This window comes from Geminicoccus sp. (assembly GCF_036263595.1).
In the GTDB taxonomy this organism is placed as follows: Bacteria; Pseudomonadota; Alphaproteobacteria; order Geminicoccales; family Geminicoccaceae; genus Geminicoccus.
Map to the genome: position 1 here is coordinate 1 of NZ_DATAGQ010000165.1, position 25,665 is coordinate 25,665.

The 25,665-nt window shown below is 66.9% G+C and carries 27 protein-coding genes; 11 read left to right on the forward strand and 16 right to left on the reverse strand.

Annotation, left to right across the window (positions count from 1 at the left end; translation table 11 throughout):
* Positions 1-264 precede the first annotated feature (264 nt).
* Positions 265-1,050 (forward strand): SDR family NAD(P)-dependent oxidoreductase, encoded by a 786-nt coding sequence (locus VHL31_RS17670; RefSeq protein WP_329662558.1) that lies wholly within the window; start codon positions 265-267, stop codon positions 1,048-1,050.
* An 80-nt stretch (positions 1,051-1,130) separates the two neighbouring features.
* Positions 1,131-1,511, forward strand: a complete 381-nt coding sequence (locus tag VHL31_RS17675) for a DUF6481 family protein (protein WP_329662559.1) — start codon at positions 1,131-1,133, stop codon at positions 1,509-1,511.
* Between the two features lie 63 nt (positions 1,512-1,574).
* Here VHL31_RS17675 and VHL31_RS17680 read toward each other — a convergent pair whose 3' ends face one another.
* Genes VHL31_RS17680 through nthA form a run of 4 tightly spaced genes read right to left on the reverse strand, consistent with a single transcriptional unit; the run spans position 1,575 to position 3,338 of the window.
* Entirely contained in the window at positions 1,575-2,054 is a 480-nt protein-coding gene (locus VHL31_RS17680; protein ID WP_414653766.1) for a nitrile hydratase accessory protein, read from the reverse strand.
* The gene (locus VHL31_RS17685; RefSeq protein ID WP_329662583.1) at positions 2,047-2,394 is read right to left on the reverse strand and encodes an SH3-like domain-containing protein; all 348 of its coding nucleotides are present in this window, start codon (positions 2,392-2,394) and stop codon (positions 2,047-2,049) included. The genes VHL31_RS17680 and VHL31_RS17685 overlap by 8 nt, the downstream gene beginning before the upstream one ends.
* Positions 2,395-2,407: 13 nt before the next feature.
* The gene (locus VHL31_RS17690) at positions 2,408-2,713 is read right to left on the reverse strand and encodes a hypothetical protein (protein WP_329662560.1); all 306 of its coding nucleotides are present in this window, start codon (positions 2,711-2,713) and stop codon (positions 2,408-2,410) included.
* 25 nt (positions 2,714-2,738) lie between these two features.
* Positions 2,739-3,338, reverse strand: a complete 600-nt coding sequence (nthA, locus tag VHL31_RS17695) for a nitrile hydratase subunit alpha (protein ID WP_329662561.1) — start codon at positions 3,336-3,338, stop codon at positions 2,739-2,741.
* A gap of 175 nt (positions 3,339-3,513) precedes the next feature.
* On the opposite strand from nthA, the gene VHL31_RS17700 reads away from it, so the two are divergent.
* Positions 3,514-4,530, forward strand: a complete 1,017-nt coding sequence (locus tag VHL31_RS17700) for an aldo/keto reductase (protein WP_329662562.1) — start codon at positions 3,514-3,516, stop codon at positions 4,528-4,530.
* A gap of 46 nt (positions 4,531-4,576) precedes the next feature.
* On the opposite strand, the gene VHL31_RS17705 is transcribed toward VHL31_RS17700, so the two are convergent.
* Together VHL31_RS17705 and VHL31_RS17710 are read right to left on the reverse strand one after the other, a co-directional pair.
* On the reverse strand, positions 4,577-6,220 hold the full coding sequence (locus VHL31_RS17705; protein ID WP_329662563.1) for an iron ABC transporter permease: 1,644 nt from the start codon (positions 6,218-6,220) through the stop codon (positions 4,577-4,579).
* An 88-nt stretch (positions 6,221-6,308) separates the two neighbouring features.
* On the reverse strand, positions 6,309-7,319 hold the full coding sequence (locus tag VHL31_RS17710) for an extracellular solute-binding protein (protein ID WP_349262480.1): 1,011 nt from the start codon (positions 7,317-7,319) through the stop codon (positions 6,309-6,311).
* Positions 7,320-7,569: 250 nt separating this feature from the next.
* Between VHL31_RS17710 and VHL31_RS17715 the strand changes: the two genes are divergently transcribed.
* Complete coding sequence (locus tag VHL31_RS17715; RefSeq protein WP_329662565.1) at positions 7,570-8,571, forward strand: serine hydrolase domain-containing protein; 1,002 nt, start codon at positions 7,570-7,572, stop codon at positions 8,569-8,571.
* Here the strand turns inward: VHL31_RS17715 and VHL31_RS26995 are convergent, their stop codons facing one another.
* Positions 8,572-8,748, reverse strand: coding sequence for a hypothetical protein (locus VHL31_RS26995; RefSeq protein ID WP_414653764.1), 177 nt, complete (start codon positions 8,746-8,748; stop codon positions 8,572-8,574).
* A 642-nt stretch (positions 8,749-9,390) separates the two neighbouring features.
* On the opposite strand from VHL31_RS26995, the gene VHL31_RS27000 reads away from it, so the two are divergent.
* Positions 9,391-9,849: a hypothetical protein gene (locus VHL31_RS27000; RefSeq protein ID WP_414653765.1), complete on the forward strand. Its 459-nt coding sequence runs from the start codon at positions 9,391-9,393 to the stop codon at positions 9,847-9,849.
* On the opposite strand, the gene VHL31_RS17725 is transcribed toward VHL31_RS27000, so the two are convergent.
* The 4 genes from VHL31_RS17725 to VHL31_RS17740 all read right to left on the reverse strand — a co-directional run bounded on the left by VHL31_RS17725 (position 9,770) and on the right by VHL31_RS17740 (position 14,296).
* Complete coding sequence (locus tag VHL31_RS17725; RefSeq protein WP_329662567.1) at positions 9,770-11,428, reverse strand: ATP-binding protein; 1,659 nt, start codon at positions 11,426-11,428, stop codon at positions 9,770-9,772. The two genes, VHL31_RS27000 and VHL31_RS17725, sit on opposite strands and share 80 nt — an antisense overlap.
* Positions 11,429-11,533: 105 nt before the next feature.
* Complete coding sequence (locus tag VHL31_RS17730; protein WP_329662568.1) at positions 11,534-12,604, reverse strand: zinc-binding dehydrogenase; 1,071 nt, start codon at positions 12,602-12,604, stop codon at positions 11,534-11,536.
* Positions 12,605-12,722: 118 nt separating this feature from the next.
* Positions 12,723-13,397, reverse strand: coding sequence for a GntR family transcriptional regulator (locus VHL31_RS17735; protein ID WP_329662569.1), 675 nt, complete (start codon positions 13,395-13,397; stop codon positions 12,723-12,725).
* Positions 13,394-14,296, reverse strand: coding sequence for a dihydrodipicolinate synthase family protein (locus VHL31_RS17740; RefSeq protein ID WP_329662570.1), 903 nt, complete (start codon positions 14,294-14,296; stop codon positions 13,394-13,396). Before VHL31_RS17740 ends, VHL31_RS17735 begins: the two co-directional genes overlap by 4 nt.
* Positions 14,297-14,474: 178 nt before the next feature.
* On the opposite strand from VHL31_RS17740, the gene VHL31_RS17745 reads away from it, so the two are divergent.
* Genes VHL31_RS17745 through VHL31_RS17755 form a run of 3 tightly spaced genes read left to right on the forward strand, consistent with a single transcriptional unit; the run spans position 14,475 to position 17,562 of the window.
* A complete protein-coding gene (locus tag VHL31_RS17745; RefSeq protein ID WP_349262479.1) occupies positions 14,475-15,806 on the forward strand; it encodes a sugar ABC transporter substrate-binding protein in 1,332 nt (443 codons plus the stop codon).
* The gene (locus VHL31_RS17750; RefSeq protein ID WP_329662572.1) at positions 15,803-16,741 is read left to right on the forward strand and encodes a sugar ABC transporter permease; all 939 of its coding nucleotides are present in this window, start codon (positions 15,803-15,805) and stop codon (positions 16,739-16,741) included. The genes VHL31_RS17745 and VHL31_RS17750 overlap by 4 nt, the downstream gene beginning before the upstream one ends.
* Positions 16,738-17,562, forward strand: a complete 825-nt coding sequence (locus VHL31_RS17755) for a carbohydrate ABC transporter permease (RefSeq protein ID WP_329662573.1) — start codon at positions 16,738-16,740, stop codon at positions 17,560-17,562. Before VHL31_RS17750 ends, VHL31_RS17755 begins: the two co-directional genes overlap by 4 nt.
* On the opposite strand, the gene VHL31_RS17760 is transcribed toward VHL31_RS17755, so the two are convergent.
* The gene (locus tag VHL31_RS17760) at positions 17,559-19,292 is read right to left on the reverse strand and encodes a chloride channel protein (protein ID WP_329662574.1); all 1,734 of its coding nucleotides are present in this window, start codon (positions 19,290-19,292) and stop codon (positions 17,559-17,561) included. The two genes, VHL31_RS17755 and VHL31_RS17760, sit on opposite strands and share 4 nt — an antisense overlap.
* A 113-nt stretch (positions 19,293-19,405) precedes the next feature.
* Here VHL31_RS17760 and VHL31_RS17765 point away from each other — a divergent pair, with 113 nt between their 5' ends.
* Positions 19,406-19,837, forward strand: coding sequence for a DUF488 domain-containing protein (locus tag VHL31_RS17765; protein WP_329662575.1), 432 nt, complete (start codon positions 19,406-19,408; stop codon positions 19,835-19,837).
* A gap of 19 nt (positions 19,838-19,856) precedes the next feature.
* Here VHL31_RS17765 and VHL31_RS17770 read toward each other — a convergent pair whose 3' ends face one another.
* Positions 19,857-20,177 (reverse strand): Dabb family protein, encoded by a 321-nt coding sequence (locus VHL31_RS17770; protein ID WP_329662576.1) that lies wholly within the window; start codon positions 20,175-20,177, stop codon positions 19,857-19,859.
* A gap of 81 nt (positions 20,178-20,258) precedes the next feature.
* A complete protein-coding gene (locus tag VHL31_RS17775) occupies positions 20,259-20,840 on the reverse strand; it encodes a helix-turn-helix transcriptional regulator (protein ID WP_329662577.1) in 582 nt (193 codons plus the stop codon).
* 89 nt (positions 20,841-20,929) lie between these two features.
* Here VHL31_RS17775 and VHL31_RS17780 point away from each other — a divergent pair, with 89 nt between their 5' ends.
* Both VHL31_RS17780 and VHL31_RS17785 read left to right on the forward strand, forming a co-directional pair.
* Positions 20,930-22,117, forward strand: coding sequence for a CynX/NimT family MFS transporter (locus tag VHL31_RS17780; RefSeq protein ID WP_329662578.1), 1,188 nt, complete (start codon positions 20,930-20,932; stop codon positions 22,115-22,117).
* Entirely contained in the window at positions 22,098-22,832 is a 735-nt protein-coding gene (locus VHL31_RS17785) for an HAD family hydrolase (RefSeq protein ID WP_329662579.1), read from the forward strand. The genes VHL31_RS17780 and VHL31_RS17785 overlap by 20 nt, the downstream gene beginning before the upstream one ends.
* An 11-nt stretch (positions 22,833-22,843) precedes the next feature.
* Here VHL31_RS17785 and VHL31_RS17790 read toward each other — a convergent pair whose 3' ends face one another.
* Positions 22,844-24,439 carry a GMC family oxidoreductase gene (locus VHL31_RS17790; RefSeq protein WP_329662580.1) on the reverse strand — a complete coding sequence of 532 codons (1,596 nt, stop codon included), beginning with the start codon at positions 24,437-24,439 and terminating at the stop codon, positions 22,844-22,846.
* 73 nt (positions 24,440-24,512) lie between these two features.
* Positions 24,513-25,665, reverse strand: a 1,153-nt coding sequence (locus VHL31_RS17795; protein WP_329662581.1) for a CoA-transferase, incomplete at its 5' end; no start/stop codon positions are given.

The following is a 25,665-nucleotide window of genomic DNA, read 5'->3' on the forward strand; positions in this document are numbered from 1 at the left end:
CTGATGATCGGGGCATCGGTCACCGTCGCATACAACTGCCTTGCCAGCGAGCGCGCATTCGGCTCGACCGGAAGGAGCCGATCCTCGTCCAGCAGCAAGGCTGCCTCCCTTGTTCTCGCCTTGTTGTGCGGCGGTCTCACGCGCTCAGTAATATATCAGTGATGGCTTGGTCAAATGATATGATGACTTCGAGGGTGCAGGAAGCTTGACGGCCGCCTCTCCGGTGTGGGTGCGTAGGCAGGCAGCAAAAGCGGGGGACGAGCCTTGGGCGTACTTGATCTGTTCCGTGTCGATGGAAAGCGGCTGATGGTGACGGGCGGCAGCCGTGGCCTGGGCCGGGCGATGGCGCTGGCGATCGCCGAGGCGGGCGCCGACGTCATCCTGACCGGCCGCACGCAGGAAACGCTGGACAGCACGGCCGGGGAAATCCGGGCGCTCGGCCGTCAGGCCTGGACGATCCTGACCGATATGGCCGACCCGGCCGACTGCGAGCGGGCCTGCCAGGAGGCGCTGGCGATCCCCGGCCAGATCGATATCCTGATCAACAATGTCGGCAATCGCGAGGCCAACATCCCGACGGAGGAGATGCCGCTCGAGACCTGGCAGAAGATGGTCGACCTGAACCTGACCAGCGCGTTCCTGTGCACCAAGCTGATCGGCGGCTCGATGCTCGACCGGCCCGAGGGCGGCGGCAAGATCATCAACATCGCCTCGATCAGCGCCATCATCGCCAATCGCGGCATCCACGGCCGCCACTACGAAACCGCCAAAGCGGCCCTGCTGCACTTCACCAAGGCGACGGCGGCCGACTGGGCGACGCGTGGCGTGAACGTGAACGCGATCTGCCCGGGCCTGTTCATGACCGATGCCAACAAGCGCTGGAACGAACTGAGGCCCGAGGTCATCCAGACCTTCGTGCAGCAGGTGCCGATGGGCCGTCCCGGCAACCCGGAGGAGATCGGCCCGCTGGCTCTCTACCTGGCCAGCCCCGCCTCGAACTTCGTCACGGGCTCCGCCTACGTGATTGATGGCGGCTACCTCATCTGGTAGGGCCGCCCTGGCAAGTTTTTCGCGGCCGGACAGGTCGTGCACGGGATTGAAAAGACCAGCTTCATCCTCACATGCGAAAAATGACTGAATCGAAAATCAATGACTCGTCCCGCGTCGGCTTTGCCGAGCGGAAGCAGAGCTCTACGCAGGCGAAGCAGGCCCTGCTCGAGAAGTTCAAGGCCAAGGCGGCAGCCAATGACCCGGCCGCCGCCCAGCGCCGCGCAGAGCGGGAAGCGGTCATCCGCGCACGAGAAGCCCGTGAAGCGGAGCGCGCTGCCGCCAAGCGCGAGCTAGAGGCGCAGCGTGCGGCCGAGAAGCTGCAGCGGGAAGCCGAGATCGAGGCCGAGAAGGCTGCGCTGGCCGCCCAGGCGGTGCTGGAGGCGGAGCAGCAGGCAGCACTGCTGGCCCAGCAGAAGGCCGCCCGCGATCAGCGCTATGCTGCGCGCAAGGCTCGCAGGTAAGCCCGGCTGCCTTGGCTGTCGGGCCGGGATCAGCCGTCGAATGAACCGCCCGATCGGCTGGTGCTAGCCGCCGATCGCAGGCGAGACCATCACCGGTGCGTGCGACGCCGGATGGTCGTGGTGGTGGTTGTCATGGTCATCGTCATGGAGATCCGTGGCATGACCGTGGCGCCGCGCGTTTTCCAGCTCGACCGGCTGGCCGTGCGGCGTGTGCAGATAGGCCTGCCGCCAGTCGGCCTGACGATCATCGATCTCCGCCGGGGCGCAGGCTTGGCGCTCGACGATCATCTGTTCGAGCGTCGTGAGCCATTGGCGATAATATGCACCATCGGCGTCTTCACCCGGTTCCTGGGGCGCGGCGCCTATCTCCGCTGAAAAGCGCTCGACCCATTCGCGCCAGGTGAACAGGCCGGCCCGGCTGAGTTCCACCGCCATGGCGAAGGCCTGGGCCTGCCATGGTTCCTTGAAGGTCCGCGGCTGGCGATCGCCCGGGATCCCGCTGTCTTCCAGGGTTCGCAGCAACTCGCTGGATCGATCAGCCACTGACGGGTTCAAGATAGCTGTCCCACATGTCGAGATAGACGGCATCCGCACCTGTATGCTCGTCGCCCCACAGTTCCCGCGCCTCGAAACGCACGCTGTAGACATGCTGCGGCTGCTCGCCCCTTCGCTGCGCATTGCTGTCCGGGAAGACGAAGCTGCCCTGATGTCGCTCGACCACGCCGATCTTCCCCTTGGCATAGGCCGGAAGCCGGGTGTGGTGCCTGGGATTGAAGGCGATCGCCCTGACGCGGTCACCCTGGTGGAACCGTGGCGGCATCTGGGTGTCCATGCGGTATCGGCCACCCTGGAGGGCGGCCGCCTCGACATTGTCCTTCGTCATCGTCGTCACGACGTCAGCCCTCCGCCTGCAGGGCCAAGATCTTGCGATCCAGTTCCTCCCGCGTGAACAGCCCCTTCTCGATGCCGAGCATCTGGATACCGGCCAGCCAGTGCTCGTAATAGGACGTGGTCAGGTAGTCCGGACCCATCCGCTCGATCGCGTGGCGGGCCTCGTCGATGTTGAAGTAGCCCTCGTAGGCCAGCATCTCGAGCAGGCCGAACACCGTCCGCTCCCAGTCCGCGTGGAACACCGCCTCGTCCGGCTCCCGGACCACCGGTCCGAAGCCGTGCAGGCCGCCCAGGTCATGCACGCCATTCATGTCAGCTGCTCCACGCCAAGGGGGGTCAGGAAGGGTAGACGGGTTGGCCGGTCCCGATCATGGAATCCCGCGTGACCAGTTCGGCCAGCTCGTCCTCGGACAGCCCCTCCGTTCCCTTTGGACGCTGGGGCAGCACGAGATAGCGAAGCTCGGCATTGCTGTCCCAGACCCTCACTTCCACGTCGCCCGGGATCGCCAGCCCGAACTCCTTGAGCACCTCGCGGGGCTCCATGACGACGCGCGAACGGTAGGGTGCCGACTTGTACCAGACCGGCGGCAGGCCCAGGACCGGCCAGGGATAGCAGGAGCACAAGGTGCACACGACGACGTTGTGCACCTTGTCGGTATTCTCCAGCACGATCATGTGCTCGCCCTGGGCACCGGAAAAGCCGAGTTCCGCGATGGCGGCGCTGCCGTCGTCGAGCAGGCGCTGCTTGTAGTCGGGATCCACCCAGGCACGGGCGATCACCTTCGCGCCGTTGCGCGGCCCGATCTTGCGCTCGTAGAGGTCGATAACCGCAGCCAGCGCGTCCGGGTCGATCAACTTCTTCTCGACCAGGAGACTCTCGATCGCCTTCACGCGCAGCGCGATCGGAGGCGGCGGAGCGGTGTGCGAGTGGGCCACGGGCGTACCTCCGAGTCTCGATGCTGCACGAGCGATTCACCAGCTTCGCCTCGGGGTCAATGACCTCTCTTTCCGTGGCAGCGCTTGGCATGATGGCCGGAACGTCCTGCAGCAGCTTGCCATGCCCCTTAAGTAACCGTACGGTTACCAAAACCGCCCCCGGGGAGGACGATAGATGGATCCGATCGCCAAGCGCCGCATGCCCAGGAGCGGGCTGGACGTCACCCAGATCGGCTTTGGCGCAGCACCGATCGGCAACTTCCTGAAGCCCATCACGGAAGAGACCAGCCGGGACATGATCGCGGCCGCCTGGGACGCCGGGGTGCGCTACTTCGATACAGCCCCGCTCTATGGCCATGGCCTGAGCGAGCTCAGGCTCGGAGCGGGACTGCGCTGGTATCCGCGCGACGAGTTCGTCGTGTCGTCGAAGGTCGGGCGGCGGCTGATCCCGGCGCGGCGCGACCAGATCGACTTCAAGCCTTGGGTCAACGCGGGCGCGTTCCAGCTGCAGTTCGACTTCTCCTATGACGGGACCATGCGGGCGTTCGAGGACAGCCTCCAGCGGCTGGCGATCGAGCGGATCGACATCCTGTTCATCCACGACATCGACCGGTTCAACTTCGGTGACCAGCAGCCGGAGATCTTCGAGCAGGCGATGGAAGGCTGCGCCAAGGCGATCCTGAAGCTGCGCGACGAGGGCGTGGTCAAGGCGGTGGGCCTGGGCGTGAACGAGTGGCAGGTCTGCCACGAGGGGCTGAAGCGCCAGGATTTCGACTGCTTCCTCCTGGCCGGCCGCTACACCCTCCTGGAGCAGGAGGCGCTGGATGGCTTCCTGCCGCTCTGCGAGGAGCGGGGTGCCTCCGTCGTCCTGGGCGGCGGGTACAATTCCGGCATCCTCGCGACCGGTGCCGTGCCCGGGGCCAAGTACAACTACAGCCCTGCGCCCGAGGTTATCATGGAGAAGACGAGGCGCATCGAGCAGGTCTGCGCGCGCCACCAGGTGCCGTTGAAGGCGGCCGCCTTGCAGTTCGTGCTGGCCCACCCGGCGATCGTCTCGAACATCCCGGGGACCCGGACGGTGCAGCAGCTGGAGGAGAACCTCGCGATCTTCCGGACGGAGATCCCGGCGGCGTTCTGGGCGGACCTGAAGAAGGAAGGGCTGGTCCGCGAGGATGCGCCTGTCCCAGCCTGAGGGCAGACGTGACGGACATGCCGGGCGGTTCCCCAAAACTGCCCGCTCACGCCTCCTGCCGGCTGAGCCTCGCCAGGAGGATCACCGGGATCAGGCCGAACAGGACGATCAAGATCGCCGCGATGGCGCCATCTTCGTAGGTCCCGCGGGCGGCCTCGCCATAGAGATGCGTGGCCAGCGTCTCGAAGGCCAGCGGGCGCAGCAGCAGCGTTGCCGGCAACTCCTTCATGCAGTCGACGAACACCAGTAGCGCAGCGGTCACCAGCGCCGGGCGGACCAGGGGCAGGTGGATGGCGCGAAGGGTGCCGGTGCTGGTGCGGCCTAGCATGCGGGCGGCCTGGTCGAAGGAGGGCGGAATGCGCGCGAGGCCGGCCTCGATGCCGCCCGCCGAGATCGCGAGAAAGCGGGCGCCATAGGCATAGACCAGGGCGGCGACCGACCCGGACAGGAACATGCCGCTGACCAGTCCCAACCGGTTCAGCGCGTCATCCACGGCCGCCATGGGCCAGAGCAGCCCGATCGCCAGCACGGTCCCCGGCACGGCATAGCCGAGGCTGGCCAGCCGGAGCAGCAGCAACCCCAGGGAGGACTGCCGCGCGGCGAAGGCGACGACGAGGCCGCAGGCAACGACCACGGTGGTCGCGATCGCCGAGAGCAGCATGGTGTTGAGTGTCTCGCGCACGAGGACGGGTGAGAAGCCGGCGAAGCTCAGCCGTTCGAGCGCTTCGTTCGCGAGATAGCCGGCTGGTGCCAAAAACCCGAGCATGACCGGGATGAAGCAGAGAAGCGGCGCGAGCAACGCCCAGCCGCCGCGCAGCCGGATCGGCTCGAGCCGTCGGGCGCGGCTGGCCTCGGCCGCGTAGCGCTGGCGACGACGGGCCAGGCGCTCGACCATGATCAGCGCCACCACGACGACCAGCATGGCGATGGCGATCTGGGCTGCGCCCGGCATGCTCGTGCGGTTGATCCAGGTCGCATAGATCGAGACGGTCAGGGTCTGGACGCCCAGGAACTCCGAGGCGCCGATGTCGTTGAGCGCCTCCATGAGCGCCAGGCTGGTGCCGATCGCGATGGCGGGCCTGGCCATGGGCAGGGCGATTCGAAAGAACACGCCCATCTGGCTGGAGCCCAGCATGCGCGCCGCGTCGACCATGCTCGCCGCCTGCATCAGGAACATCGCCCGGGCGAACAGGTAGACATAGGGATAGAGCACCACGCCCAGCACGAAGATGCAGCCGATGAGCGAGCGCATCTCCAAAAAGCGCAGGTCGCGTGGTCGCAGGTCGAACAGGGCGCGCAGCAGGCCCTGCACCGGCCCGATGGGGTGCATCAGGTCCAGATAGGCGAAGGCGATGATGTAGGTCGGGATCGCCAGCGGCAGGAGCAGCGCCCATTCGAACAGGCGGCGCAACGGGAAGTCGTAGGCAGTGACCAGCCAGGCGCTGCCGGTGCCGACCGAGACGACGATGACGGAAACGCCGGCCAGCATCAGCCCGGTCTGGGACAAAGCGTGCGGGAGGACGTAGCTGATCAGATGGGGCCAGAGATCGCCGGAACTCCGGGTGGCCGTCGCCACCAGGGTCAGGATCGGGGCCAGCACCAGGAGGGCAACCAGCCCGGATGCCGCGAGCCAGATGGTGCCGCCGGTGCTGCCCGAGCGGGCACGTGCAAGGCCGAGAATGGAGCCCATCGGGCAGGGAGTATTTCAGCTCTGGAAGGGACGGCAGCTTCCTACAGGGGAAAGCGGGCAGCGCCAACCGGCACTACCCGCCCCCGTGTCACTCGTCGAAGCCGACCTTGTCCACCAGTTCCGCGGCCTGCTTGCGGTTCGCGGCGATCTCGGTGAGCTGGATGGCCTCGACCTTCAACGGGCCCAGCGCCTCGATGATCGGGTCGACCGGCGCGCCCGGCTTTACCGGGTACTCGTAGTTGGCGCTGGCATAGATACCCTGCGCCTCGTCGGAGACGAGGTACTCGAGCAGCTTCACGGCGCTGTCCCGGTTCGGCGCATTCTTGGCGACCGCCGCGCCGGACACGTTGACCTGCGTGCCGCTGCCATCGGCGAAGGTCGGCAGGATCACCTTGATCGCCCGGCCCCAATCTTCCTGCTCAGGCCCGCCGCGCCCGCTGCGCATCAGGCCGACATAGTAGGAGTTGGCGAGGCCGACGGAGCAGATGTCGCCCATGATGTCGCGCGCCACGTCGCGGTCGCCGCCGGCTGCCGGGCGGGCCAGGTTGTCCTTCACGCCCTTCAGCCAGACCTCGGTCTTCTCCGCACCGTCCTTGGCGATCATCGTGGCGATCAGGGCGATGTTGTAGGGGTGCTTGCCCGAGCGGATGCAGACCTTGTCCTGCCACTTGGGATCGGCCAGCTCCTCATAGGTGAACGAGGTGAGGTCGGTCAGGTCCTTGTCGGCGTAGAGCACGCGGGCCCGCAGCGAGAGGGCGAACCAGTTGCCGTCGGCGTCGCGCAGGTTGGCAGGGATGGCCGCCTCCAGCGCGTCCGATTTGACCGGCTGGGTCACGCCGGCGTCGACGAGGTCCACGAGGTTGCCGATATCGACGGTCATCAGGACGTCGGCGGGCGAATTGGCACCTTCGCTGGCGACGCGCTCCGCCAGGCCTTCCTTCAGCGCCACGGTCTTGACCTCGATGCCGGTCGACTTGGTGAAGGCGTCCAGGAGCGGCTGGATCAAGCCTGGCTCGCGGGTCGTGTAGATGTTGACCTCGTCGGCCAGCGCCGGCTGGGCAGCCAGCAGCGCGGCCCCAGCCAGCAAGGCGCCGCGCATCCAGTTGCCCGGTGCGTTCGCAATGGTCATGTCCTGCTCCGTCATGCCTTCATCATCGCCGACAAGCGGCGCGCGCCGGTCAAACGACATCCGCTCCAAGGACGCAAGTACAGGATGGAAAGTTTCGAACTATTCTAATTATATATTCCGCAAGATTTGATCTCATCGATCGTATTCTTTGAATTGTTCTATTCTGTCATTCCCTGCAACCATGGTGTTGGGACTCCGAGGAGCTGCCGATTTCGAAAGGGTGCTGCGCGCAGCGTGCAGCGAGCTGACCACCGACGCAGGATTTGCAGGTATCGCCATCATCCAGGGGGAGCGATGCTGGACGGGATCGATCACCTTCGCGGGCCCACGGGAAGGCAACAGCCACCGTTTCCTCTTCTATAGCTTCACCAAGACGATCATGGCGGCGGCCGTGCTGCGGCTGGTCGCACGGGGCGACCTGGAACTCGACGCGCCAGCCGGGCGGTGGCTGGACGGGCCCGCCACGGCCGCCGACTTCACGCTGCGCCAGCTGCTCGCGCACACCAGTGGCCTCGGCGACTACGGCGCGTTGCCGGCCTATCAGGCAGCGGTGCGAAGCGGCGAGGCGCCCTGGAGCCGTGCAGAGTACCTGGCGCGTGCCGAAGCCGGCCGCCTGCTGTTCGAGCCCGGTCGAGGGTGGCGATACTCCAATGTCGGCTACATGCTGGTGAAGGACATCCTCGAAAAGGTGGGCGCTGCGCCGCTCGGTAGGGTGCTGGATCGTGAGATCTTTGCGCCGCTGGGGGTCCGGGATGTCTCCCTCCCGACGTTACGGGACGAGTTGCGGCCATTCCTGTTTGGACGCAGCAGCCAGCTTGGGGGCAGAACGGTCGCCGGTCACTATCATCCCGGCTGGGTAGCCCACGGCGTGGCCGGTGGCACGCCCGAGGCGGCCACGCGCATCCTGCACGGCCTGATGACCGGCAAGCTGCTCCCGCCTGAACTGCTGGCGCAGATGCGGCAGGGCCAGCCGGTCGGCGGACCGATCGAGGGGCGGCCATGGCGCAAGCCTGGCTATGGGCTTGGACTGATGATCGAGCTGGACGAGACGGGAACACTCCGACCGGAAGGACATACAGGCGGCGGACCGGGCTGCTCGCCCGCCGTGTACCATTTCGCAGACAGCGCACTGCCCTTCACGCTGTGCGCTGTCACCAACGGCGAGGATGGCGGCCAGGCCGAGCGCATGGTGTGGTCGATGGCAGCAGAAATGGAAAAATGATCAGGCGAGGCGGCCCATCTGTTGAGGGACGGGAACAAGGACGGCGACGCGGCTGACGTCGGCGAGGTCCGGGTCTTCTTCGACGGCAAGAACGATGCGGGCCTGGGATCCGCTCGTCTCGGTCCTGAATATCCACCGGGCCGACGACGGCTCGGTCTTCGCGGGCGACAACGCCACCGGCAGCGTCTACCGGCTCTACGACCGCAACGGCGACGGCAACGCCAACGATGCCGGCGAAGCCAAGGTCTGGCTGGACCTGCAGACGATCAATCCGAACTCCTCGGCGTTCGAGATCTCGTTCTCGGACAATGTCGCCTGTGTCACCGACACCAACGGCCGCGACCCCGATGCGATCTACCGGATCGTCGACAAGAACCGCAGCGGCGACATCCAGGCGGGCGAAGTGTCGGTATTCATCGCTGATGGCAACGTCCATGGCGTCAACCCGGACTTCGCCCATGACGCTGCCAGCGGCTCGGTCTATGCCTTCGAGTTCACGGGCGGCGGGAACAATCGCGTCTGGCGCCTGACCGACAAGGACAAGAGCGATTCGATTGATGCGGTGGGGGAGAGCCAGGAGATCTGGAGTGCCGCCCTGCTGCCGGAAGGCCATGCCGCCTTGGCCGGACCTGGGATGGACGTCCAGTCGGACGGCTCGATCCTCCTGGCGCTGAACGGTAGCCAGACATCCGAGGACAGCGTGGTCCATCTCGTAGACGGCAACGGCCACGGCGACCTCCAGGACGAGGGTGAAACGCGCATCGTGTTGTCACATGCCGATGGCGCCGACTACGTTTCGCGACCGCGCCCGGTTGAGGAATGCGACACGCCGACCGGGCGCAACGAGCCACCGCTGCGCGGAACCGAGTTCTCGGATCGCTTCCTGGCTCGAAGGAGGCGGAGACCTGGTCGGGGAGCGGTGGTGACGACCTGGCACGAGGCGGGCGTGGCCACGACCTGCTGGTGTTCGACATCCTGGATGCTGGCGCTGGCCAGGACCTTTTCCATGGCGGCTCGGGCAGGGACACGCTGGAACTGCACCTGTCGCGCAAGGTCGCGAACGCGAGCGACTTCAAGGCCGAGTTCGCCAGGTTCGAGGCCGTGATCGAGAAGGGCGCCGACTACAGCTTCCAGTTCAAGATGCCGGGGCTCGTCGTGCAGAAGTGGAGAATGTCGACCTGGTCGTGGGGCTGGCTGTTCAGTCCCGGCGAAGCCGACCGTCCAGCACGCTGCGCACCTTGCGGGCGAGCTGGTCCAGGGCGAAGGGCTTCGTCATGAGCTCGACCCCCGGGTCGACCACGCCGCTATGGACGATGGCATTGGGTGTATAGCCGGTCGTATAGAGTACCTTGAGGTGGGGGAGACGGGCCAGGGCCGCCTCGGCCAGCTGCCGGCCACTCATGCCTGGCATCACCACATCGGTGAACAGGAGGCTGGTATCCGGCTGTTCCTCCAGGATGGCCAGCGCCTCCTCACCAGATGCCGCGTCGCGGACGCTGTAGCCGAGCTCCTGCAGGGCTCCGACACTGGTCGTGCGGACCCCCGCGTCGTCCTCCACCACGAGGATGAGCTCGCTGCGGGAACCCTTCGGCATGGCAGGCTGGAGTTCGGCGCCACTGCCGGCCTCGCCGCCACCAAGCCGTTCCATCTCGCGTCGGAGATAGATCTTCACCGTCGTGCCCTGGCCAGGCTCGCTGTAGATCTTCACATGTCCGCCGGACTGCTTCACGAACCCGTAGACCTGGCTCAGGCCGAGGCCGGTGCCCTGGCCCGGAGCCTTGGTCGTGAAGAACGGATCGAAGGCCCGTGCGGCAATGTCGACAGGCATGCCGGTGCCTGTATCGCTAACGGCGACCACGACATACTGCCCCGGCTCCACCTCGGCATGGGCGGCCGCGTAGGCGTCGTCCAGACGGGCATTCAGCGTCTCGATCGTAAGCCGGCCGCCCGCCGGCATCGCGTCGCGCGCATTGACCGCCAGGTTCAGTACCGCGTTCTCCAGCTGGCCCGGGTCGACCCGGGTGCGCCAGAGGCCGCCCGCCAGCACGCATTCGAGCAGGAAATGCTCGCCCAGCGTACGCCGGAGCAACTCCGACATGCTGCCGACCAGCGCGTTGACGTCGCTGACGACCGGGGCCAGCGGCTGTTGCCGCGAGAAGGCCAGGAGCCGCTGGGTCAGGCTGGCGGCGCGCTCAGCCCCGTCCATCGCATCTTCCAAGAAGCGGAGGATATCGCTGTCGCCCCGCTTCAGGCGGCGCTGGGCCATGTCGAGGCTTCCCACGATGACCGCCAGCATGTTGTTGAAGTCATGGGCGATCCCGCCGGTGAGCTGGCCCACCGCCTCCATCTTCTGCACCTGGCGCATCTGTGCCTCGGCACTCTCGCGGGTCCGGATCTCTTCCTTCAGTTGCGCGTTGGCGGCGGCCAGTTCCTGCGTCCGCTCGGCGATCCGCTGTTCCAGCGTCTCGTTCAGGCGGGACAGTTCCTGCTGCGACGCCGAAAGCTGGCCCATTGCCCGGTTCATGAACTGCACGAACAGGATCAGCACGCCGCTGATGAGCACGTAGAAGGTGATCACCAGCCAGCGGTCCGGCACCACGTGGTTCGGACTGGCTGGCTCGAACAGGTAATAGCCGGCCAGCACCGCCGACATCAGCGTGGCCAGGATCCCGGCGCCCATGCCACCGATGAAGGTGGCGACGATCACCGTCAGAAGGAAAGCCAGGAAAGGGACCCCGATCAGCGCCGAGCCGAGCGCGAACCGGATCCAGAGGATCAGGACAGGGCCAGCCAAGGCGAGCACGTAGCCGATCCAGACCCGATCACGCAGCGTCTGCGTGGCGGCGTAGATGTTCATGCGTGGCGTCGCCTCGTGGTCCGTCGGATCGCGCACGGACGCTACTGTAGGATAGCAGGTCCCGCAGCAACAAAGCTCATCTGCGCTGGAAGCATCCCGCCTGGATCAGGCGGCCGCGTTCACCAGGATCTTGAGCTTGCCGGCCCCCGGCTTCGTCAGCATCTCGAACCCCCGCCCGACCGCCTCGTCCAGCCCGACCTTGTCGGACAGGATGCGCTCGACCGGCATCTTGCCCGACGCGACCAGCGCGATGGTGCGCGGCCAAAGGGTGAGGGGATAGCACCAGCTGCCTTCCAGCGTGATGTCCTTGGTGACCAGCATCGAGATGTCGACCATGCCGGGCCCGACGCTCAAGCCCACCTGCACGATCGTGCCGCGCTTGCGGACGTTCTCGATGCAGGTGCCGAGCGCACCGGCGTGGCCGACGCACTCGATGGCCACGTCTACCCCCTGGCCGCCTTCCGTCTGGTCGGCGATGCGCCTGCGCGTGTCGGCCGCGGCCGGATCGACCACGTCATCGACCACGCCCAGCTCCATGATCCGCTCGCGGCGCAGCGGGTTGGTCTCCGACACGATGATCCGGGTGGCTCCGGCGGCGCTGGCAGCGAGTGCTGTCAGCGCGCCGATGGGGCCTGCGCCCGTAATCAATACGCTGCTGCCGGCCTGGACCCGGCCCTTGTCGACCGCGTGGACCACCACGGCGGCCGGCTCGATCATGGCACCCTGCTCGTCCGACACCTCGTCCGGCAGCTTCGCGACGTTCTGCTCCCGGAGCACCGCCTGCTCGCCGAACCCGCCCCAGGGCCAGTTCAGCCCGACCATGCCGAGCCTGGCGCTGAGCTGGCCATAACCGCGACGCGCGTAGAAGTCGTCGGGCGGGGCCACCAGCGGCTGGATCGCGACCCGGTCACCGGCCTTCACGCTGCGGACATTGCTGCCGACCGACAGAACCTTGCCGGAGAACTCGTGACCGAGTATCTGCGGCGCCTTCGCACCCGTGAACGGATCAGTCTCGGTCGGGATGAAGATCGGCCCCGCCATGTACTCGTGCAGGTCGGTCCCGCAGATCCCGCACCACGCCGTCTGCACCACCACGTCGTCGGGCCCGGCCTTGTCCGGCGGGGGAACGTCCTCGACGCGGAGATCCTTCACGCCGTGGAAACGCAGTGCGCGCATCGGTTGCTTCCCTGGCTGGGCGGGCCCAGGTTGGTCCCGCCTCGTTGCTCCCTGTGGGACCACCAGAAACCCGTCATGCGGCGCGCGCAAGTGCCGACGATGTCCCGCCCTCGGCCGGTCAGCCCATGTTCAGCGCCCTGAGCCTTGCACGCTCGATGTGCGCCGCCATGGCCTCCTCTGAACCGGCCTCGTCGCGCGCCAGCATGCGCTCGATGATGCCCAGATGTTCGCGCATGACCGGGACGACGAGGTCGTTGATCCGGACGGCGGCGTCGCGGATCAGGCGGATTTTGATCGAGTTGACCCGGTAGGTCTTGCTGATGATCTCGTTGCCGAGCGCGTCGATGATCTGGTCGTGCATGCCCCAGTCGGTGGCCTGCGCCTCGGCCTGCAGGGCAGGTGAGAGCTCGCCGTTCTCCGCGCGCTGCAGGATGCTGGCATGCCGGTCGTGAAGGGTCTTCAGCGCCGCGTCGCTGGCCGTATGGACGAACGAGCGGGTGGCCGGCCTCTCCAGGAACAGGCGCAATTGGTAGGTGTCGCGGATCAGGTTCAGGTCGAGATGGGCGATCTGCATGCCGCGCTGGGGCACGGTGCGGATCAGGCCTTCCGCCTCCAGGCGCGGGATCAGCTCGCGGATGGCGCCGAGCGGCATGCCGGTGAGCGCCACCAGCTCACGCTGCGAGACGAACTGGCCCGGCTTCAGGTCCTTGCCGAGGAGATGGTGGGTGAAGCGGTCATAGGCCTGCTCGCGCAGCTTCGGCGCCGACCGGCCATCCTCGGCCTCGTCCCTCATGCGGCCTTGCCGGCCGGGAGCGGCCTGCGCACTGCCTCCAGGCTCCGGCCCAGGTCGCGGATGGCGGCGTCGGGCGCGGGCAGGAGCGGGGGGCGGACGCTCGCCCAGCTCCCGTCGTCGCTCTGAAGCGCGACCAGCGCCTTGACGGCAGGAATCACCGGCAACCGGCAGAGATCGTCGACCAGGGTCACGATGCGCGGGTCGTCCTGGCCCTTCTCTGCGAGCGGCAACAGGATCTCGGGGCAGAGGTTGGCCAGCCCCGAGATGGCACCGGCACCCCCCATCCGCACGGCTCTCGCCAGGTGGCGCTCATCACCCACCAGGATCGTCAGGTCCCGCGCGTGCGCAGCCAGGAGCGCTTCGGTATAGGGCCAGTCGCCGGAGGAATCCTTCACCCCGGTCACCACACCCGGGAAAGCCTGCGCCAGCCGCGTGACCAGCGCGACGCTCAAGGTCACGCTGGTGACGGACGGGATGTTGTAGAGCAGCAGGTCGCGGGCCTGGCCGCCAAGCCGCTCGATCAGGGCGGCGAACCAGCGGAACAGCCCCTCGTCGTCCACGCCCTTGAAGTAATAGGGCGGTGCCAGGAGGACGGCATGGGCGCCATGATCGTAGGCCTGCGCCGCCTGCCTTGCAGCGGAAGAGATGGTCGATGCGGCGACGCCGCCGACCAGCTGGTGACCCCCGATCCCGACCGCCTCCAGCGCCTGCCAGACCGGCTCGCGCTCATCGTCGTCGATGGACGCACCCTCGCCGGTCGTGCCGAACAGGGTAACTCGGCCGCAGCCATTGGCCAGGCACCAGCTGGCATGGCGCACCAGTCTTTGCAGATCGATGCTGCCATCCTCGGTGAACGGCGTCGCCAGTGCCGCCGCCAGTCCGAACCGTTCGCCGCTCATACCGTGCATCATCCGTCTGTTCTAGTACTGACATGTTAGTAGGTGCACATTGTGCTTGCAAGCTCTGCCGTCTCGTGGTCAACAATCCGGCCAATGATCGGGCATGGCGGCGCCGGGACATCGTCCCCGCCCTGCCCACGATGAACGTGCCGCTGACGAGAGACGGCCGATGGGAGGAATGAAGATGACGTTCGGCAGGACGACCCGGCGATCGGTGATGGCTGGCAGCATGGCCATGGGCGCGTTCGCCTTGTCCGGCACGCGGCATGCCTTCGCCGACGTCAACTGGAAGGCGTTCGACGGGACCGAACTTGAGGTCATGCTGACCAAGGGTCCCCGCGGCGAGACCCTGCAAAAATACGAGAGCGAGTTTACGGAGCTGACCGGCATCCAGGTCGGCTCGGAGCAGATCCCGGAGCAGCAGCAGCGCCAGAAGGCGGTGATCGAGCTGACCTCGGGCAGCCCCAGCTTTGACGTGGTACATCTGAGCTACCACGTGCAGAAGCGCCAGTTCGAGAAGGCCAAGTGGCTGGCCGACTTCTCCGCCTTCCTGAAGAACTCGGACCTCACCGAGGCGAGCCTGGTCGAGAGCGACTTCTCGTCGGCGGGTCTTCTCTACGCCAAGAACGATGCCGGCGAGATGCACTCGCTGCCGCTCTCGGTCGACTACTGGATGATCTACTACAACAAGGAAATTTTCGAGAAGAAGGGCGTGGCCTATCCCACGACCTTCGACGAGCTGGTCAAGGCGGCCGAGGCGCTGACCGATCCGGATGCCGGCGAGTACGGCTTCGTGGCGCGCGGCCTGCGCAACGCCAACGTGCCGGTCTGGACGTCCTTCCTGCTGGGCTATGGCGGCCAGATGGTGGACGAGCAGGGCCAGCTCAGGACCGATTCGCCTGAGGCCATCGAGGCGGCCAGGCTCTACCAGCACCTGATGACCAAGTGCGGCCCTCCGGGCATTGCCGGCTTCAACTGGTCGGAATCGCAGTCGGCCTTCCTGCAGGGCAAGGTCGGGATGTGGATGGACGGCGTCGGCTTCGCGCCGCCGCTGGAGGATCCCACCAAGTCGCGCATCGTCGGCAAGGTCGGCTATGGGGTCATGCCGAAGGGACCGGTCGCCCAGGTCTCCGCGACCTTCGGCGACGGGATCGGCGTGGCCGAGGCCAGCTCCAACAAGGAGGCCGGCTACCTTTATTGCCAGTGGGCCGTGTCCAAGCTGATGGGTACCCGGCTCCTGCAGTCCGGCAGCGGCGTGCCCTTCCGCAACTCGATCCTGAACGATCCGGAAGTCCGCAAAGGCGTGAAGCTGCCGGCGGCCTGGGTCGACGCGGTCGTTGAATCGGCCAAGATCAGCCAGCTCGGCCTGCCCGTGATCGTTCCGGTGACCGAATTCCGCGACACGTTCGGCACGGCGCTGACCACGCTCCTGGCCCAGGGCGATCCGGCCACGCTCCTCAAGCAGGCGACCGAGCAGTTCAAGCCGGTCCTGGAGAAGAGCGAGGCATGAGCAGCCTGGCACTGGACAAGCCAGCGCCGCAGGCCGCCACCCGTCCCGCCAGGGACGGGTGGCGCAGCGGCTCCTACTGGCCGTTCGTGCTCCCGGCCCTGCTCGTGGTCGGCTCCGTCATCGTGTTTCCCTGGGCCTTCACGCTCTGGATGAGCCTGCACGAGTGGCAGGTGGGCGGCGGCAGCAGCTTCGTCGGCGCCGCCAACTTCATGCGGCTTTTCACCGACCTCCGCTTCCACGAGGCGATCGTCCACACGCTGGTCTTCACAGCACTGGCCGTGCTGCTGCCCCTGGTGCTGGGCCTGTTCTCGGCGATCGTCTTCCACCAGAACTTCAAGGGACGCGGCTTCCTGCGCGGCCTGTTCGTCATGCCGATGATGGCAACACCGGTCGCCATCGCGCTGGTCTGGGCGATGATGTTCCATCCCCAACTGGGTGTCCTGAACTACCTCTTGTCGCTCGTCGGGATTCCCCCGCAGCTCTGGGTCTTCCACCCGGCGACGGTGATCCCGTCCCTGGTCCTGGTCGAGACCTGGCAGTGGACGCCGCTCGTCATGCTGATCGTGCTGGGGGGCCTCGCCGCCATCCCGACGGAGCCTTACGAGAGTGCCCGCATCGACGGTGCTACCGCCTGGCAGACCTTCCGGCACATCACCCTGCCGCTGGTCATGCCGTTCATCATGGTGGCCGCGATCATCCGCTCGATCGACGCGCTGAAGAGCTTCGACATCATCTACGCCATCACGCAGGGCGGGCCTGGCACGGCGTCCGAGACCATCAACCTCTACCTCTACAGCGTGGCCTTCGCTTATTACGACATCGGCTACGGCTCCGCGATCGCGGTCGTCTTCTTCTTGATGGTGATCGGCCTGGCCTGTTTGCTGCTCTGGCTCAAGCAGCGGACCAAGTGGACCGAGGTGGGGGTGGGCGCATGAGGCTGCGGCAACTCCTCAACCGGATCGGTCTATGGTTCGCGGTCCTGATGATCGTATCGCCGGCGGTCATGTTCTTCGTGTGGATGCTCTCGCTTTCGCTCAAATACGAGATCGACAACGCAGCCTACCCGCCGGTCCTGATCCCGGAGCAGTTCGCCTGGTCCAATTACGCAGCCGTGCTCGAATCGAACCGGTTCGGGACCTACTTCCTGAACTCGATCGTCGTGACGGGCAGCGCCACCTTGCTCGGCCTGGCGGTCGGCGTGCCGGCCGGCTACGGCATGGCCAGGATGAAGGCCAACAAGTCGGCCGTGGTCGTGCTGATCGCGCGGATGACGCCCGGGCTCTCCTACCTGATCCCGCTCTTCCTGCTGTTCCAGTGGCTGGGCGTGATGGGCACGCTCCTGCCGCAGATCATCATCCACCTCGTGATCACCGTGCCGATCATCATCTGGATCATGATCGGCTATTTCGAGACGACGCCGGTGGAGCTGGAAGAGGCCGCTACCATCGACGGTGCAGACCGCTGGCAGGTCTTCAGGCACGTGGCGCTGCCGGTCGCAAGGCCAGGCATCACGGTGGCGTTCATCCTGGCGGTGATCTTCTCCTGGAACAATTTCGTGTTCGGCATCGTTCTGGCCGGCCGGGAGACCCGGACCCTGCCGGTCGCGGTCTACAACATGATCTCGTTCGAACAGCTGAGCTGGGGGCCGCTCGCGGCCGCGGCTCTCCTGGTGACGCTGCCGGTCCTGCTGCTGACCGTGCTGGCGCAGCGCCAGATCGTGGCTGGGCTGACGGCGGGCGCCGTCAAGGGCGGCTAGCCCTCACCGGCAAGATCCCTGCGCGCCCTGTCCACTTCCTCCGCGTAGCGCCGGAGCAGGTGGCCTTCCGTCAACAGGCCCACCAGCCAGCGCGACTCCGGATCGTCGACCACTGCCAGTTCCTCGGTGTTGGACTGCTCGAAGAGCATCGCCGCTTCCTTGGCGTCCATGCTGGGCACCAGCGTACAGTCGGTGCAGCGGAGCAGGCCCGCAATGGTGGACGGGCGATCCGCGGCACTGCCAGAGGATTCGCTGTCCTCAAGATAGGCGTCGGCGACCAGGACGATCCCGGCATAACGGCCGTCTTCATCGAGGGCGATCACCCGCTGGGTGGAGCCCAGCGGGATGGCGGCCCGGAACTGGCCGAGGGTCGCCGACAGCGGCACGGTTTTCACGTCGGACCGCATCATCGAGCCGACCGTGAGGTTGCGGATCCAGCCGATGTCCTGGGCGCTGCGGATCGTCTCGCCGCGCAGGTGCAGCCGCCAGGTCGAGAAGGAATAGCCGAACGTCTCACGCACCACGACCGATGACATGATCGATGCAGCCAGCACGGCACCACTGATGGCGATGTCGTTGGTCGTTTCCAGCACCAGGAACGTCATCGTCATGGGCCCGCCGACGATGCCCACTGCGAGGCAGGCCATGCCGACGACCGCAGCCATGACCGGTTCCGGGCTGAGCCCGACCCCGGCAGCCACGACACCCGCCTCGAACAGCTTGCCAAGCAGCGCGCCCAGCACGAGCGACGCGAAGAACAGGCCGCCGCGAAATCCCGATCCAAGCGAGATGGCCGAGGCCAGGATCTTGAGCACGAACAAGGCGGCCAGCGCCAGGATCCCCTGCTCGATACCCAGTTCCACATGCAGCACGCCATGCCCCGACGACAGCACCTGGGGTGCCATCAGCCCTAGCATGCCCACGAGCGCGCCGCCGAGAACCGGGCGGATGGGTGCCGGCAGCCTGACCAGACTGAATCCCTGCTCCACCAGGGCGACCAGCCGCATGATCGCCACTGAAACCAGGCCGCCGATCACGCCCAGCACGAGGAAGGGGACCAGGTCCTGAGGCCGGAGGGCAGGGACGATCCCGATATCGACCGGTGTCTGCACGGCACCGAGCAGTGACGCGGTGACGCTGGCCGCCAGGGCTGCCGCCATGACCGGCGCCACGAGCGCCACCGAATACACCCCGATGATCAGCTCGAAGGCATAGAACGCGCCGGTGATCGGTGCGGCGAAGGCCGCGGAGATGGCGCCTGCCGCACCGCAGCCAACCAGCATGCGCACGTCCGCGCGGCGCAGCTTCAGGGCACGCGCGATCCGCGAGGCGATGCCGGCACCCATCTGGGTGTAGCCGGCTTCCAGCCCGACCGACGCACCGAATCCGTTCGAGATGATCGTCTGCGCGGCGACCCGGATGCTCTCGTTCAGGGACATGCGGCCGCCATAGAGGGCATTCGCCTCGATGGGATCGATCGGGCGGCGGGCTGCGGAGCGGCGTGCCAGCCAGATGCTTGCGCCCATGAGCGCACCGCCGGCCGCCGGGACGAGGGCCAGCATGGGGTGGGCGAGGGAGGCCTGGGCGCTGATGCGTATGCCGTCCGGCAGCAGGAAGAGGAGGACGTTGAGCCGGTAGGCGATCCAGCTCATCGCGAACACGACCACGCCCGCCAGCACGCCGATCAGCGCCGCAAGCAGCACCAGGCCGACGTCACGATACTTCGGCATGCCGCACCACCCTCCCGCGACGACGATCCGGTACCGCTGCGGTTCATCGCACCAGAAGACTTGCGGTCGCCGTCACTTCCCGCCAACCCGGCATGCAAAGGAGGAGGCACGGCATGACCCGTCCATTGTTCACCGTCGGCTATGAAGGTCTAGCCCAGCAGGACGTCCTGGACGTCCTGAAAGCGACCGGGATCGAGCTTCTGGTCGACGTGCGCGCAGTCTCCGCCTCCCGGCGGGCAGGCTTCTCCAAGAATGCACTGCGCTCGGGCGTGGCCGCCGTGGGCGTCGACTATCTTCACCTGAGGGAACTCGGCACGCCTGCCGACGGCCGCCTGGCCGCACGGACGGGCCGCTACGACGAGCTCCGCCGGATCTTCGACGCCCACATGGAAAGCCCCGAAGCAATCCATGCCCTCGAAACGCTCCGGACGCTCGCCCGGCAAAAGCGCTGCTGCCTGCTCTGCTACGAGCGCCAGCCGCACCAGTGCCACCGGGTGATCATCGCGGAGCGGCTGGGCATGCCGACCCAGCATCTGCTGGCCTGAACATGCCTTGCCGCCCGCCTCAGTGTGCGTCGGAGAGGTTGATGTCCAGCACCAGCAGCCCCTCGACACCACCCTCGGACGCCTCGGTCAGCTGCTGCCCGAGCGACTTGTGCTCCGGATCGACCAGATAGGCGTCGCGCGCGGAGACATCCATGAAGTCGATGGTGAAGCCGTGGGTGTAGTTCTTGTTCAGGCCCTCGGGGCTGCAGTTGGCGCTGCCGTGGAAGTCGACCATGCCGGGGATGGCATGGCGCAGGCCGGCCAGCCCGTCGAAAATCCTCTGCAGCTTTCCTTCGTCCAGGTCCTTGCGCAGCTTGAACAGGACGACGTGGCGGATCATGCGTTTCACCTTCCCGAGCATGGAGGACGCGCAAGCTAGCGGTCGCTTGGAGAGCGCGCAAACACCTGTTCGGGTTCCCGCTCAGGCCGCCGCCGCTGCCGCCACGGTCTGCACCAGCCGGGCGAAGCTGCCGTCCGACAGCTGGAAGCGCACCCATTTCAACCGGCTCGGCCGGATGCGGACCACGCTCGAACCGTTGGCACCTGTATCGAGCTCCAGCGCGGGCGGGGCCGGCTCGAACCATCCCGCCTGCGGCAGGTTCCGCTCGGCGGTGACGATCTCCTTGCTGGCGTAGCGCCAAAGCGACGTGCCGAGCAGGTCGGTGGCCGGTACGCTCCACATGCGCGCTCTGGCTGGCGAGAGATCCAGCAGGCGGTGGGTCAGGTCGCAGATCAGGTGGACCTCGGCTGTCGACTGGCGGACCAGCCGTGCCAGCTCGCGGTCCGCCGCACTGTCGAGCCGGGCCTGCATCAGCCGCCGGATGTCCGACTGTTCCGCTGGCGTCGGCGCCTGCAGGCCGTTCTCCCAGCGCGAGATCGTGGTCTGCGATACGCCCAGCAGCTCGGCAGCATGGTGCTGCTTCATGCGCCGCAAGGTCCGCCATGTCCGCAGCGACCGGCCCAGTCTTGCCGGCTCCGCGCATGCAATCGAGATCTCGCTCATCTGAGCCTCCACGACGCATATTCTATTCGCTGCAAGCGTCGCTTGACCATGGCAAGAGCTAGCCGGCCGCGGATCGGCTGGAGTTCATGATGGCGCGATGGCTTGCGATCGGCTGGCTCTACCTGATGGGCGTGATCGCGGCGGCCCAGCTCGGCAAGATGTCGGCCCTGCTGCCGCTCATCCAGGCGGACCTCATGCTGGGCCTGACGACAGCCGCCCTGGTGGTGTCGTTGCTCGAACTCGGCGGGGCGACCATAGGCCTGATGGCAGGCAGGGCGATCGCCCGGATTGGCTACAGGCGCGCGCTACTTGCCGGCATCGCGCTGCTCGCCCTGGCCGGGCTGGGCGAGGGACTGGCTGGAGGGGCGGTCAGCTTGCTTGCCTGGCGGGTCGTGGAAGGCGTCGCCTACCTGGCGGTGGTGATCGCGGCACCGCTCCTGATCATGCAGACGGCGTTGCCGAACCAGCGGGGCGTGGCGCTGGCCCTGTGGAGCAGCTTCGTGCCGGTAGGCCTGGCGCTCGGCGCCATCCTGTCAGGCATCGTGGCGGACCTGTGGTCGTGGCGAGGCGCGCTGGTCGGCGGCAGCGCCATCGCATTTGCCGCGGCCATCTGCACGCTGCTCCTGCCGATCGGCCGGCATGGGCCGGTAGCCGCACCCATGTCCCGCCCCGCGCGGCCAGGCCCGGCGGCCTGGAAGCTAACCATGGCCTTTGGCTGCTACACGGCCTTCGAGGTGGGCCTGCTCGCCCTGCTGCCGATCTTCCTGGTCGACCGGGCGGGTGCCAGCACCAGTGCCGCCGGCCTCGTCACCGGCATCGCATCGTTTGTCACCGTGCTCGGCAGCTTCGTGGCGGCCTGGCAGGCCCATGCCCGGCGCGGCCAGCGCCTCTCGATGGTCGTGGCGATCATCCTGCCAGCCGCCATGCTGTTCCTCGTGTTCCAGGACGCTCCCGTGCCGGCTGTCGCCGCCACGGCCGCCATCGTCCTCAACGCCATCTCCGGCATCTTCCCAGGGTTGGCCTTTGCCATGCTGCCGCAGGTTGCCCGGACGGATCGCGAGCTGGCATCGGCCAATGGCCTGTTCACCCAGTTCGGAGCGGCCGGCTCGCTCCTGGGACCACCCCTGTTCGCGGCCTGTGCCGGGAGTTTCGGCTGGTGGGCGGCCGCCGCCTGCGGTGCCGTGGCGTCGATCGGCTGTCTCGTCTTGATGATGTCGGTTACCAAGGTCGGCGCCGCGCCATCGGCATCGTGCGACCTTGCGGAGAATTCGACATGAGCACCGAAGACCTGGCGACGCTGCCGCCCCGGTCATCGCGTTCGACGGGGACGATACCCTCTGGCACAACGAGACGCTGTTCTCGACCTCGCAGGACCGCTTTCGCGATCTCCTGCTGCGGCACGTGGACATCCCTTCCCACGAGATCGATGCGACGCTCCTGGCCACCGAGCGGCGCAACCTCGCCATCTACGGCTACGGCATCAAGGGCTTCATGCTGTCGATGGTGGAGACGGCGATCGAGGTCACCCGCGGACAGATCCCGGCCGAGGACATCCAGGCGATCCTGCGCGTCGGACGGACCATGATCGAGCACCCGACCGTGCTGATCGATGGCGCGGCGGAGGTGCTGGCGACACTGCGTGCCCAGGATCACGAGCTCTGGCTGATCACGAAGGGCGACCTCTTCGACCAGGAGAGCAAGATCGCCCGCTCCGGCCTGGCTGAACTGTTCCAGCGCATCGAAATCGTCTCGGAGAAGGACGACGCCACCTATCGCCGCCTGTTGGACCGCCACGGGGCGAGCGCCGACGAGTTCGCCATGGTCGGCAACTCGGTGCGCTCCGACGTGCTCCCCGTCGTCGCGATCAGGGGACGCGCCTTCCACATCCCCTACCACGTCACCTGGGCGCACGAGACCGTGACGGGCGAATTGGCGGCGGAGTTCGTGACGCTCGAATCGATCACTGAGCTGCCGGACGCGCTCCGCCGCTGACAGGAAGCCGGTCAGGCGGCCTTGCGGTTGCCACGGATCAGGTCCGATGCCTTCTCGCCGATCATGATGGTCGGCGCGTTGGTGTTGGAGCCGATCATGCTCGGCATGATCGAGGCATCGCACACGCGCAGGCCCTCGATCCCGCGCACCCTGAGCTGCGGGTCGACCACCGCCAGCTCGTCCTGGCCCATCTTGCAGGTGCCGACCGGATGGTAGGATGTGCGGCCGGAGCGGCGGAGGAACTCCTGGGCCTCCTGGTCCGAGCGGATGTCCGCGGGGTGATGGGCGCGCCTGACGAGCTTGGCGAACGCCGGCTGTGCCATGATCTCGCGCATCTTCTTCAGCCCCTCGACCGACACCCTCAGGTCGTAGGGCTCCGCCAGGTAGTTCGGGTCGATCACCGGTGCCGCGGCGGGGTCGCTGGAGCGCAGCGTCACCGACCCGCGCGAGCGTGGCCGCAGGCAGTAATTGTTCATGGTAACGCCAGCGCCGGACGGGACGGCCGCCACGCCCGCTTCCACGCCCGCACCCACCAGGAAATGAAACTGCATGTCCGGCACCGGTGCGTCGCGCTCGGCGAACCAAAAGGCGCCGCCCTCCACGATGTTCGAGGCGACCGGCCCCTTGCCGAACAGCTTGTATTCGAGCCCGGCCCACATCATCCAATGCCACTTCTTGTAGCGGTCGAAGCTGACCTGGTCGTTCAGCTCGTAGATGACGTCGGTGCCGTAATGGTCGTGCAGGTTCCGGCCAACGCCCTGAAGGTCGTGCGCCACCTGGATGCCCAGCGCCCGCAACTCGTCGGCCGGCCCGATCCCGGACAGCATCAGCAGCTTCGGCGAGCCGATGGCGCCTGCGGTCAGCAGGATCTCCCGGTTGGCGCGGACCTCGCGCTCATTGTTCGCCTGCAGGAAGCGGACCCCGACTGCCCGGCCTTGCTCGACGATGATCTTGGTCGTCCGGCAGTCGGTCATGACCTCCAGGTTCGGCCGTGAGCGCGCCGGGTTCAGGTACCCCACGGCCGCCGAGCAGCGTTTCCCGCCGCGGATCGTGGTCTGGTAGACGCCCGAGCCCGCCTGTTTTGCTCCATTGAAGTCCGCATTGTAGGGAATGCCGGCCTGCTGGCAGGCCCGCACGAACGTCCGGGTCAGCATCTGCGGGGCCAGCTGCGAGACCCCGAGCGGCCCGCCCACGCCGTGCAGATCGTCGGCGAAGGTGTCGTTGTCTTCCGCCCGCACGAACAGGGGCTTCACTTCGTCGAACGACCAGCCCGGGCAGCCTTCCTCGTTGGCCCAGCGATCATAGTCCTCCCGCGCGCCGCGGGTGTAGATCTGCGCGTTGATCGAGCTCGACCCGCCGATCACCCGCCCCTGGGCGTAGACGATCTCGCGGTTGTAGCAGTGCTTTTGCGGTGCCGTCGTATAGCCCCAGGTGAGGGGTCCGGCGGTGAGCTTGGAGAAACCGACCGGCATGTGGATATAGGGCTCGGTATCGGTCGGACCCGCTTCCAGCAGCAGCACCCGCACGTCCGGCAGCTCCGTCAGCCGTGCCGCCAGCACGCAGCCGGCACTGCCGCCGCCGACGATGACGTAGTCGTAGTTCTTCAAGACCAAGGCCTCCCGCGGCCATGTCACCGATGGCCGCCGACAAGTTCATCCTGCTGGCGAGAACGACCCAGGGTTAGGCGAAGATCGATGGGTCCATCACCTTCAGCGGCTCGGCCACCCGCGGTGCGAACTCCATCTGGTCGATCACGTCCTTCTTCGGGTCGATACCCGGCGCCACCTCGACCAGCACGATCCCTTCCGGCTCCAGCTGGAACACCGCGCGCTCCGTGACGTAAAGGACCTTCTGGCCCCGCTTTCGCGCATAGATCCCCGAGAACGTTACCTCGCGCACATGGTCGACCAGCTTCTTCACCTCGCCCGGCTGTTCCAGGACGAGCCTGCCGGGCTCGAACCGGTACCTGGTACCCTTGGCGTCGAACGTCCCGCAGAACACGATCTCCTTCGCGTTCTGGCTGATGTCGACGAAGCCGCCTGGGCCTACGACACGCCTGCCCAGCCGGCTGACGTTGACGTTCCCGATGCGGTCCATCTCGCCCATGCCGAGAAAGCCGACATCGACGCCGCCGCCCGAATAGAAGTCGAACTGCCGGGTCGAGCTGACGATCGCTTCGGGATAGCGCGCCGCACCGAACATGAAGTCGTCGTAGAGGTCGCCGTTATGGATGCCCTGTTCGACCGTGACCCACAGCGTCTGCATCAGGCCGCGCTCGCGCAGCACCCCGGGGATGGTGCCGGGAATGCCGTAGCCGAAATTGACCGAGGCTCCCGCCTGGATCTCCAAGGCGGCGCGCTTGGCGATGATTAGCCGGGGCCCGTGCGGCGGCTTCTCGTCGAGCGGTGCCTCGTCGTGCGGACGCCAGATCTCCCCGCTGATCGCCGGGTCGAACTCGCCGAGATAGGTCTGCTGCTGCCCGGGATGATGCACGACATGATCGACCAGGATGCCCGGCAGCGTCACCTGCCGCGCCGGCAACTGGTGCCGCGGAACGATCTCCTTCACCTGGGCGATCACCCGCCCGCCGGTGCTGTGGGTGGCCGTGGCGACGCCCAGCGCATCGAGATCCGCCGCCTCGTGGACGAAGCTGATATTGCCGGCCTGGTCGCCGATCGAGCCGCGCACGATGCCGAGATCCGCGCGGTAGGGCAGGTAGCGCAGCTTTTCCTCGCCACCGATCTCGATCCGCTCGACCACCTTGTGCCCGGAGCGCTTCGCCCGCTCGTTGGCCGCACCACCCTGCTCGCGCGGATCGGCAAAGGTCCCCAGG

Coding starts and splice junctions, on each gene's coding strand:
- VHL31_RS17675 (WP_329662559.1), top strand. CDS start 1,131: ATGACTGAATCGAAAATCAATGACTCGTCCCGCGTCGGCTTTGCCGAG.
- VHL31_RS17685 (WP_329662583.1), bottom strand. CDS start 2,394: ATGACGAAGGACAATGTCGAGGCGGCCGCCCTCCAGGGTGGCCGATAC.
- VHL31_RS17690 (WP_329662560.1), bottom strand. CDS start 2,713: ATGAATGGCGTGCATGACCTGGGCGGCCTGCACGGCTTCGGACCGGTG.
- VHL31_RS17700 (WP_329662562.1), top strand. CDS start 3,514: ATGGATCCGATCGCCAAGCGCCGCATGCCCAGGAGCGGGCTGGACGTC.
- VHL31_RS17705 (WP_329662563.1), bottom strand. CDS start 6,220: ATGGGCTCCATTCTCGGCCTTGCACGTGCCCGCTCGGGCAGCACCGGC.
- VHL31_RS17710 (WP_349262480.1), bottom strand. CDS start 7,319: ATGCGCGGCGCCTTGCTGGCTGGGGCCGCGCTGCTGGCTGCCCAGCCG.
- VHL31_RS27000 (WP_414653765.1), top strand. CDS start 9,391: ATGCGACACGCCGACCGGGCGCAACGAGCCACCGCTGCGCGGAACCGA.
- VHL31_RS17725 (WP_329662567.1), bottom strand. CDS start 11,428: ATGAACATCTACGCCGCCACGCAGACGCTGCGTGATCGGGTCTGGATC.
- VHL31_RS17730 (WP_329662568.1), bottom strand. CDS start 12,604: ATGCGCGCACTGCGTTTCCACGGCGTGAAGGATCTCCGCGTCGAGGAC.
- VHL31_RS17735 (WP_329662569.1), bottom strand. CDS start 13,397: ATGAGGGACGAGGCCGAGGATGGCCGGTCGGCGCCGAAGCTGCGCGAG.
- VHL31_RS17740 (WP_329662570.1), bottom strand. CDS start 14,296: ATGAGCGGCGAACGGTTCGGACTGGCGGCGGCACTGGCGACGCCGTTC.
- VHL31_RS17745 (WP_349262479.1), top strand. CDS start 14,475: ATGAAGATGACGTTCGGCAGGACGACCCGGCGATCGGTGATGGCTGGC.
- VHL31_RS17750 (WP_329662572.1), top strand. CDS start 15,803: ATGAGCAGCCTGGCACTGGACAAGCCAGCGCCGCAGGCCGCCACCCGT.
- VHL31_RS17755 (WP_329662573.1), top strand. CDS start 16,738: ATGAGGCTGCGGCAACTCCTCAACCGGATCGGTCTATGGTTCGCGGTC.
- VHL31_RS17760 (WP_329662574.1), bottom strand. CDS start 19,292: ATGCCGAAGTATCGTGACGTCGGCCTGGTGCTGCTTGCGGCGCTGATC.
- VHL31_RS17765 (WP_329662575.1), top strand. CDS start 19,406: ATGACCCGTCCATTGTTCACCGTCGGCTATGAAGGTCTAGCCCAGCAG.
- VHL31_RS17770 (WP_329662576.1), bottom strand. CDS start 20,177: ATGATCCGCCACGTCGTCCTGTTCAAGCTGCGCAAGGACCTGGACGAA.
- VHL31_RS17775 (WP_329662577.1), bottom strand. CDS start 20,840: ATGAGCGAGATCTCGATTGCATGCGCGGAGCCGGCAAGACTGGGCCGG.
- VHL31_RS17780 (WP_329662578.1), top strand. CDS start 20,930: ATGGCGCGATGGCTTGCGATCGGCTGGCTCTACCTGATGGGCGTGATC.